Here is a 9,104-nt window from a genome sequence, read left to right as displayed (position 1 = left end):
CGAGTTTAAACGATTTCAGTCAAATAATCGTAGTTTTTTGAGAGAAGTGGGTGCAGCCTAGCCTTTTTTTGCTTCTGTTTTTTGTGGCATGACAATTATAGCGCAGCGGAAATCATGAACACAATAAAGAAACAGACCTTGTGAACTAAAAAATGAAGTCAGGTCTGGGCGAAGCACCAGTTGACTAATATAATTAGGACAGCTCTGTTTAAAAACAAATGATACACATTGAAAATAAACAAAAAACGCAGCTCAACTAATGAACTGCGTTTGAACAAATTGGTATGCTGTATTTTATTTTTTTACTACTTTTTTAACAGTGCTTTGATTGTTAGACGTAATAATAACATTGTAAATACCAGAACTTAATGATGAAATACACAAGAGTCTTTTTTATATAACTGGTCTATGGCCATAAACAAACAATCACATATACAAATTAATTCAAGCCAAATATCAGGTAATCCAATGAAAACATTCCACTGCCGCTTACTAGTATGGTGATGTAGATCAACATAAACAAAATAGGTAATTCTTTTTTGTCATAGGGCTCCGATTTCAGCGTATAAAAGGCTGCAATTACCATGGTACCCAGCAAAGGAAGTACAGCAACTCTTGTTCCCAGGCCAAGGATTAATAGCGTTGAAAAAAATACTTCAACAAAGGCTGCAACAACTAAGGAGTTTCTTTCACTTAAGCCAAATGTTTTAAAGAAATGTATTGGCTCAGGTGATAATAACTTCTTTATTTTTGGAATTCCATGTTTTAACATGAGTACTCCAATAACTACTCTTAAAACCAGAAGTGCAACATAAATATTTGTAGCACTCTGGTTTATTTCCAATAAATCTGTTAAAAAATCAATCATTGTTCAATTATTAGTCAGCTTGTACAAATTCTCCATTAGCAACAATTCTTACTTCATCACTTACTATGGCTTCCGGAAATTTTCCACCCACATTAAAGTCTGAACGTTTAATGGTGCCATTAATTTGAAACGATGTAGTTAGTTTTGATGACATGGGATTTGTTGTTTGCCCCCGGTACAATAAATCCACCGTAACAGTTTTTGTAACACCGTGGATGGTTAAATCACCTGTTAGTTTGTATTTATTTTCTCCGGCAGGTTTAATTCCTGTACTGGAAAAAGTCAGCTCCGGATATTTTTCAACATCAAAAAAGTCAGCACTTTTCAGGTGATTGTTTCGTGCTTCAACACGTGTGTTAATTGAATTTGTTTTGCTGTTAAAGTAAATACAGCATCACTAAAATCCTTTTTTGACGATTTTACCTGAACAGTAATGTCATCAAATGTTCCGCTTACATCGTTAATGCCCAGGTGGGTTACGGTAAAAAATAATTGAGAGTGGGGTAGGTCATTGGTCCAAACTGTTGGACTATTAGCTGTAAATGACGATAGACTTAATAGTGTAATTATCGAGAATAGTATGTTTAATTTATAGGTTCGTTTCATGGCAGTACTTTTATATAACCCAGACTTGACTTGTAATTAAATCGCCTCTGGGTTATGATTAAAAAATCAGGATATATTATTTATTTTGCTAAACCTATCTGTTTCATAAAGGCCATATTGTCCCAAAACAGGTGCTCTTCGTACATCACACCATCTTTCCATAAACCAATAGTTACCATAGGTAATTTGAATGATTTTCCGGTTGGAGGAACGGAGCTTCCATCAGGTAAAGGCATCGGTTTTGAAAATGTTCCTTCAATATAACCGGTAACAGCAGTGTATTGTCCGGTACCAAAACGTATTGGGTGAACATTAATTTTAGTGTTGGGTGCAAAAACAAACATAGGGTTAAGGGCTGCAATGTGATCTTCTAAACCAACTGTTGTGCTTCCGTCAGGATAATAAACAAGAATGTTTTCGGCATGACTTTCGTGTAATCTTTCCCATTCCTGATTACTGTAAACTACAAAATCAAGGGTGTCGAATTTTTGTAAGTATTCTTCAGTCAGTTTTTTGCCGGCTAATATTTCGTTAAGTTGTTTTTTTGCGTTTGCAATTTCTTTTTTCGATTGTGCATTTGCAGTTAATGTTCCAATTAGTGCTAATGCGGCTAGAATTAAATTTAACTTTTTCATTTTTTCTTTACTTAAATGTTATGATACAAAGTTAAATCAGGCAACAAAGGCAGGGGTAACACTATTCGGAAGAAGAGTTGTGATTTTAGGAAATCATTGTTTTAATGTCGGTACGGAAACCAGATGGAGTCTGTCCTGTTTTCTTTTTAAAAAGGTTTGTAAAATAGGCTTTTTCATTAAATCCCAGCTCAAATCCAATTTCTGTAATGGTTTTATCGGTAGTAGACAGCAGATTTTTTGCTTCCAGTAGTTTTCGTGTTTCAATAATTTCGGAAAGGCTTTTTTGCATGATGTGGCGGCAGATCAGGTTCAGGTTTCGTGAAGTCATAAAAAGCTTTTCTGCATAAAAGTCAACCCCAACATTTTCTTTGTAATGTTCTTCGAGTATGGTAAGGAAGTTACTAAAGGCCAGGCTTTTTGAATTTTGCACCTGCGATTCTTCAGCATGCTGTTTTTGCCACTCTGATTTGATGATGGTAAACAGTGAGCTAAGTAATTGTCTGATAATGCCGTAATCCGGAGCATCCTGCTTCATTTCATCAGACATCATTTCGCATAAAGCGTTTAATCTATTAATACATAAGCCCTCTCCAATAGAAAACGAAGCATTGTTATGGTAAAATGAGTAAAGTTGAAAAGTTGATTCCGGAATAAATTCACTTTTAAACCGAACCACCCACATCAGGCATTTATCATCTTTTATTTTGGGTTTTGCTAAATGCACTTTCCCTTTGGTAACAAAGCTAATCAAGGGAGCATCGTATAATGTTGATTTAAAATCAATGAAATGTTCCAGCTGACCATTTGTACCAATAATAAGTTCTTCATAATCGTGAGTATGTGGTTCGTAGGCAGCAGGGTCTATTTTTCCGGCTTCAATTTCATTGACTAAGTCTATTTTAAAAGTATCTTCCATTTGTAGCAATGCTATTGTTGGTGATGTAAACCCAACTTTATTTCAACAAACGCATAATTACATAAAACAATTAAACCATACAATGATTAAAGTATGAAAGATTTTAGTTCTTATAATAAGTTTTATTGCTTTATCTGATATGTATAATCAATGGCACTCTTCTTTGGCTTCAAATACTCATTTATTATTCCCCATGATGTAAGAAACCGCCGTATATGTTCCTCCATTTTGAAAGTCCAGTGGACTTTTTAAATGGAAGGAAGGAGCGAAGATTGCCTACATACGGTGGTGAGAGAGGTGCACCAGTGGGCTTTTAGTCTATCGGCGATCTACGATTGCAGGGCGTTTTTATTTTTTGTTTTGATATAATTCAATCGCTTTTAGATAATTTTCAGCACCTTCTTTTGTCATATCATATATAAATCCAGTCAATTCTTGATGGTTATTATCAATCCACTTCACAAGTGTATCTCGTCGTTTTGTCCATATTTCCCAGTCGGCATTCTTACTCTCAACGAATTCTATTCCACTAATCTTTCCTTCTCTGAAATGTATATTTTGACGTGTTATCATTGGATTATTTTCTAGAAAATCAAACCTCTTTGAGGATATTGATACCACAACATCTACAATACTGTCACATCTATGAACTTTCAACAGTTCATGTACAGGTTGAAAAACTGTGTCCCATTGATAGTACACCTGAAAATCTAATTTTGAGTATTTCTTTTCATACTCGCCATCTTTCATTGTGATTGTATCACTCAGATATTCAGAAATGCTTCTAAAGCCCTTATTATAATATCCGTCAATAAACTTTGTGTAAGTCGAATAGTTGTCTGATTGACTGCATGACACGGTCAATATTATTGACAAAATAAATAGAATCTGTCTCATTGTTAGATTAGAGTTAGTCCAGTCTGAAAATTGCTTAGGTATTTTCTAATACTTCTCATTTACCTTTGTTTTTATGCTTATTTGTGAGTTTAAATCTTGTTATTCAAATGACCTGCAACGTTTGCTGGAAGAAGTTTTGGCGCGTTAGTCGTGGTGTCGTGTCACCCGATAGGGGGACTAAGACGGTAGACTAAGGTGTCAGGACGAGCAAACCGAGCCATGCTTTATGCCAGTTTGTGGTGCCCTGCATGAGCAGTAGTGCACCCACATCCAAAGTTCTTGTTAGGAACAACCATTACAGAGGAACGACTTCAAAAACGTGGCTATATTGCTTCATCTAATATGTATAATCAACTCCACTCTTCTATAGCTTCTAATTCGTTATTCCCCATGAAGTAGAGAACCGCCGTATTGTTCCTCCATTTTGAAAGTTCAGTGGACTTTTTAAATGGAAGGAAGGAGCGAAGATCGCGTACGTACGGTGGTGAGAGAGGTCCTCCGGTAGGCTTTAGCCTATCGGCGATCTATAATTGTGTGTAGTTACTTATTCCTCCTCTACATAATATTTTTCATTAAATTCTTTCCTTTCTTCTTTTGATAAATAATAATTATAGTTGTGCTTGTCATTGTATATCAAATCATCAAACACCTCAAAATTTTCAATCCATCTACTCACTCTATAGCAATCTATTTGATTAGGAAAAGCATTGGATATATCAGAAGGAAAACATTGAGCTTTTTTTGAGTTATAACTTTTTTGAAAAAACTCAATTCGGTATTCATTTAAGTTTACAATATAATATGAACCTCTGTAATAATCAGTTCTTGACTTTTCTCCATTATAAGATGGTATTTTTCCTACCATTAAGTCATACTGAGTATCTAGTTTGTTATCAAAACCTAGGTGGAGATTAACTAATTTTCCTATTGAATGACCTAATGTTAGATTATCCCTAAAAAAAGTATGATAAAATTGATAATAAACAGTTTCATAATCTTTTTCTCTCAATAATTCTTCAATGTCATCCCAGAATAAAATTTCAAATAAAAAATCATTACTATTATTTAAATCATTTGAAATTTCCCTCACGTTACTTTGAGTAATACTATCTCTACTCAGTGTTGTATATAGATAATATTCAGACAAACTTGGATTAAAATTTTTAGCTTGATTTATTTCTGAAAGTAATTCTTGTTTTGTAAATGATTTATTAGTTGAACGAACTTTACATTGAATGCCAATCCAATTCGAATCGTCTTGTTTACGTGCATAGACATCAACGCCATCTTGTTTTTGACCAGGTCTTCCATTAATATTCACATTCTCATATAAGCCACTAGCTTTTGCTATTGCCTTTGTTAAATCTTCGAATAGAACATCATTCTCAATTTTAGGTATATCTATAAATCTTAGGTCCATTTACTTGATATATTGTAGATTACAAATACATAGCATATTTAATATATTCATTTTATTTTGCACTATACAGGTTTAAACGAGTTCCATTTAAATTACTATATTCAATCCATTCATTTGAACTAGCATTATGTATGTCAATTCAGTTATTCTTAATGTTTCCAAATGCTATATATTCATTAGACTTTATCCTGCCATTAGGTTCATCAACCAAATTTAAATACGCTATATAATCATTAGTATTGGCATCATAGATATTTACTCTTTTCATATTTTTAATATTTGTTTATTAATTTATTGCTAATTATAGTATTTGCATCCTAATTATGCTAGGTACTTTAATTATCGTTTGGATCGGCAAGCTTTTTAATTCTAGATTCAATATTTAATATCTTCTTTGGATTAGGAAATAAGTTTGCAACATTTTCTGGTGCCACCAGTGCAGGTTGGATTTCGGCTCCCTTTTCAATCAATTTTGAAAGTGTAGATAAAGAACTTTTTATTCTTTCAATGTTTTCGGGTTCATTTGTTTTGAAGTGCTCTGAATTGATAAAGTCAGCTTCTGCCTGTATTAATAACTCCGTTTCTGCCTTTTGTGCTTTAAGAATATCTTCTAAACTATCATTTTTTACTTTTAATCCTCTGACTTGCTGTTCCAATAGTTTACCTTCTTGAATTTTTTTATAAACAACAGCGGCAGACCAAGCTAGACTTGCAACTACGCTTACTGCAGTTGCTCCTACAAATACATTTAACCAAATAGAACCATTTTCAACGCTAACAATTCTTGTTTCTCCATTTATTTCGTCATTTAATATTACTTGTGTTAAAGCTAAATGAATATCTCTTGATACTTTTGAAAGTTCATCAAAATCTGATATCTCTGGTAATTTAATATTTACAGAGTCTACATTTTCTTCTGGAATAGTTTTCAGAAGTACAGAAAGGAAGTTCTCTATTAGTTCTTTCAATAACTCAAGTGATCTTACAATCTCTGCTCCCTCTTGTGTTTTAATATTCATATTGTCATTTGCAGACGTGAAGATAACAGAAGATTTCAATTGATTTATAAGATTTTCAAACAGGTTTAGAGACTCAATTTCATTAATCACCTCTCTAGCTAAAATTAAACCGCTTGCATTATATTCTCCTCTTCCGTTATTATAATCTATTTCCCAATTAAATTTCTTAGAAATGCTTTGAAGTTGTTGTCTTGTTTGTTTTAAGCTAAGTTTCATTAAATGTAGTTTTTTGTATTATCGCCAACATTTCAATAATCCCAATATACTTGGCCATATTTTGTTTATGTATTTGGGTTATATTTTTTGCTAATGTAGTTATTATTTACGCTAAAATATTACCTAACGGATTAAATTATACCACTATTATATTTGTTTACTATAGTAATATATGAGTATACATCATAAATAAAATACTAATGGCGTTGAATTTGAGTGATATATGGTGGTGATGGCGTTTTTTGTGTATTAAAAACAATAAAGCTGGAGAAAGAGTAGCAGCTTAAGAAAAGATATATTCCACAATACTATGTTATTTGCTTTTAACCTCGAATTATGGATCACATAGTTCTGCATATATCATGAAGTCAGCTGGTTTGTGACTTATGTTAATTGATTGGAGGGAGCTATTCTTTGCGGGAGTATCAGAATTAACTGATTGTAATTAAAAATATCAACAGGTATTTAGGGAATTACGTTGTGGTGAGTTATATAGCCAGCTGAAGATTGATATTTTGGTGATTAAGTCCATTTTTTTTGGTGTGGACAAAAAAAACTGAATAAAGAATTGTAAAAATGCTCAAATGGACTGCTAAAAACGCTGTGTGGCGGGTCATAAAGCCTGATGAAGATTATTATTTTGCTGATTAAGTCCGTTTTTTTTGGTGTGGAACAAAAAAATGAAAAAAGAATAGGAAAAATGTCCAAATGAACCGCTAAAAATGCCGTGTGGCTGGTCATAAAGTCTGTTGAAGATTGATATTTTGGTGATTAAGTCCGTTTTTTTTGGTGTGGAACAAAAAAAATGAAAAAAGAATGGGAAAAAAGCTCAAATGAAACACTAAAAATGCCGTGTGGCGGGTCATAAAGCCTGATGAAGATTGTTATTTTGCTGATTAAGTCCGTTTTTTTTGGTGTGGATCAAAAAAATTGAAAAAAGAATGGGCAAAATGTCCAAATGAACCGCTAAAAACGCTGTGTGGCCGGTCATAAGGCCTGATGAAGATGGTTATTTTTTATGTTGAGATACTAAAATCCTGAAAAAGAGGGTGAAAGTCCCGAGGGGAGGGTCAAATATGCCTCGGGACCAATATATACGGGGAGTTTTATTTCAGCGATTTATAAGCTGACAAACGATCCGGATCTTCCCAGAAAATATATCTGCCAACTTCGCATATTTCCGTAATTCTAATTTGTAATAATGTAAAAGCTTTGTCTCTGTTCAATTTTATTACACTTGCCGTATCTCCTCCATTAGCCTGAGCCAGTAATTCGCGCATTTCATTTGATACTGTTCGAGATTTGCTTACTAACGTAGTATCAAAACCTATTTTAGTTAATGGTTCCGGATACTTTTCTGCCAATACCGATAATTCAAGTAAATCCTGAATCATATCAGCATTGCCACTACCTTTTCGTATCCGTTTAACTTTCTGAATTACATCATCCATGTTTCTATATGCAAACGACAGATGGTGAAGCATTTCTTTTTTTAATTGAAATGCTTCCGGTGATTCAATTTTCCATTGCTGGCGAGCTTCTCCCATGGCTTTAAATTCAGCAGTCCACATTGCCTGACAATAACGTAGTGCGCCGCTCAGCGATTTTAAATCATCAATGTATGTGGGATTTAAACCTGCAGCTTCAAGTTTATCCTTATCCTTTAAAGCTTCTATTGCCAGGTTTTCGGCATAAGCAGTAAACTCATCAATAGGATTGTTTGGTAGTTTTACATTTTCTTTTGCCAGATTTTCAATCTGGTCTTTCCATTGTTCGAATTCCTCTTCAAAATTCATTGTACTGATGTTTTAAGGTTTATAATGTACAAAAACCTAATACCCATATCCTCCAATGATATTCATATTTAGGGCTAGTTAGGTATTTGCTTTATTATTTAGTCATTGCTTTATTAAAACATGACAAATAACTATTCTAATATAAGTCCTTTCTGTAACATTAACTCATAAACGTTATGGGTAATTGTGATGAATGAGTTTATTTTCTTGATAAATGGAGTGTATGGGGTGGTTAATGAATTGATAATCATTGTTTATCTATAGGGTTTAGGTGTTTGAGGTACTTGAGTGGTTTTTTATACTTGCTTAGCCCTTACAGACTAAGCTAAAAGATTTCGGACCTTCAGTCCTATTAATATGTAATTAAAAAAAGAGTCTATGATTAAAGATTTTTATATTACAATAATTCATAACCATTTTCCTCAACCACTGCTGGTTCGAGTTTGCAACTCGGACCTTATAATACAATATTCTACCACCTTTTACTCTGTCTTTTGCATTCGCACTATGCTCTTTGCACTAAGCCCTCTGCACTAAGCTCTCTGCACACAGCTCTTCGCTCAAATACCTTTCTCCTTGTTCCCTTGTTCTTTTTTTCGCTCAAGCCGCTGGGCTTCTACTTTTCGCTACAGCTCGAAAAGTAGACAAAAGAGCCGCCGGCTGCACCTGCCTCGCTCAAAAAACTACGATGCCTTCGTCGAAAGCGCTGAAACTTGACTTTCGTACCTCAA

The 9,104-nt window shown here is 33.8% G+C and carries 10 protein-coding genes; all 10 read right to left on the bottom strand.

The features are described 5' to 3' along the window. Positions 1-294: 294 nt before the first annotated feature. The 10 genes from OM075_RS26165 to OM075_RS23375 all read right to left on the bottom strand — a co-directional run bounded on the left by OM075_RS26165 (position 295) and on the right by OM075_RS23375 (position 8,373). Positions 295-384, bottom strand: a complete 90-nt coding sequence (locus tag OM075_RS26165; protein WP_363321652.1) for a T9SS type A sorting domain-containing protein — start codon at positions 382-384, stop codon at positions 295-297. 55 nt (positions 385-439) lie between these two features. Next, positions 440-868: a DoxX family protein gene (locus OM075_RS23415; RefSeq protein ID WP_301192988.1), complete on the bottom strand. Its 429-nt coding sequence runs from the start codon at positions 866-868 to the stop codon at positions 440-442. A gap of 10 nt (positions 869-878) precedes the next feature. After that, positions 879-1,196: a YceI family protein gene (locus OM075_RS23410; RefSeq protein WP_301192989.1), complete on the bottom strand. Its 318-nt coding sequence runs from the start codon at positions 1,194-1,196 to the stop codon at positions 879-881. Continuing rightward, positions 1,193-1,474 carry a YceI family protein gene (locus OM075_RS23405; protein WP_301192987.1) on the bottom strand — a complete coding sequence of 94 codons (282 nt, stop codon included), beginning with the start codon at positions 1,472-1,474 and terminating at the stop codon, positions 1,193-1,195. Before OM075_RS23405 ends, OM075_RS23410 begins: the two co-directional genes overlap by 4 nt. 80 nt (positions 1,475-1,554) lie before the next feature. After that, entirely contained in the window at positions 1,555-2,109 is a 555-nt protein-coding gene (locus tag OM075_RS23400; protein ID WP_301192986.1) for an ester cyclase, read from the bottom strand. 85 nt (positions 2,110-2,194) lie between these two features. After that, positions 2,195-3,025: an AraC family transcriptional regulator gene (locus tag OM075_RS23395; RefSeq protein WP_301192985.1), complete on the bottom strand. Its 831-nt coding sequence runs from the start codon at positions 3,023-3,025 to the stop codon at positions 2,195-2,197. 348 nt (positions 3,026-3,373) lie between these two features. Continuing rightward, entirely contained in the window at positions 3,374-3,922 is a 549-nt protein-coding gene (locus tag OM075_RS23390) for a hypothetical protein (protein WP_301192984.1), read from the bottom strand. Between the two features lie 544 nt (positions 3,923-4,466). After that, a complete protein-coding gene (locus OM075_RS23385; RefSeq protein WP_301192983.1) occupies positions 4,467-5,342 on the bottom strand; it encodes a restriction endonuclease in 876 nt (291 codons plus the stop codon). 335 nt (positions 5,343-5,677) lie between these two features. Next, positions 5,678-6,577, bottom strand: a complete 900-nt coding sequence (locus OM075_RS23380) for a hypothetical protein (RefSeq protein WP_301192982.1) — start codon at positions 6,575-6,577, stop codon at positions 5,678-5,680. A 1,106-nt stretch (positions 6,578-7,683) separates the two neighbouring features. After that, positions 7,684-8,373, bottom strand: a complete 690-nt coding sequence (locus OM075_RS23375; protein WP_301192981.1) for a hypothetical protein — start codon at positions 8,371-8,373, stop codon at positions 7,684-7,686. Between the last annotated feature and the right edge of the window lie 731 nt (positions 8,374-9,104).

Source organism: Plebeiibacterium sediminum, assembly GCF_026013605.1.
GTDB classification, from domain to species: Bacteria; Bacteroidota; Bacteroidia; order Bacteroidales; family Marinilabiliaceae; genus Saccharicrinis; species Saccharicrinis sediminus.
The sequence above is the reverse complement of the archived record's forward strand: the minus strand, read 5'-3'. Positions and strand labels throughout refer to the sequence as shown.

What these genes read in the sequence shown, in the direction of transcription:
- OM075_RS23415 (WP_301192988.1), bottom strand. Translation starts at nt 868, where the DNA reads ATGATTGATTTTTTAACAGATTTATTGGAAATAAACCAGAGTGCTACA.
- OM075_RS23405 (WP_301192987.1), bottom strand. Translation starts at nt 1,474, where the DNA reads ATGAAACGAACCTATAAATTAAACATACTATTCTCGATAATTACACTA.
- OM075_RS23400 (WP_301192986.1), bottom strand. Translation starts at nt 2,109, where the DNA reads ATGAAAAAGTTAAATTTAATTCTAGCCGCATTAGCACTAATTGGAACA.
- OM075_RS23395 (WP_301192985.1), bottom strand. Translation starts at nt 3,025, where the DNA reads ATGGAAGATACTTTTAAAATAGACTTAGTCAATGAAATTGAAGCCGGA.
- OM075_RS23390 (WP_301192984.1), bottom strand. Translation starts at nt 3,922, where the DNA reads ATGAGACAGATTCTATTTATTTTGTCAATAATATTGACCGTGTCATGC.
- OM075_RS23385 (WP_301192983.1), bottom strand. Translation starts at nt 5,342, where the DNA reads ATGGACCTAAGATTTATAGATATACCTAAAATTGAGAATGATGTTCTA.
- OM075_RS23380 (WP_301192982.1), bottom strand. Translation starts at nt 6,577, where the DNA reads ATGAAACTTAGCTTAAAACAAACAAGACAACAACTTCAAAGCATTTCT.
- OM075_RS23375 (WP_301192981.1), bottom strand. Translation starts at nt 8,373, where the DNA reads ATGAATTTTGAAGAGGAATTCGAACAATGGAAAGACCAGATTGAAAAT.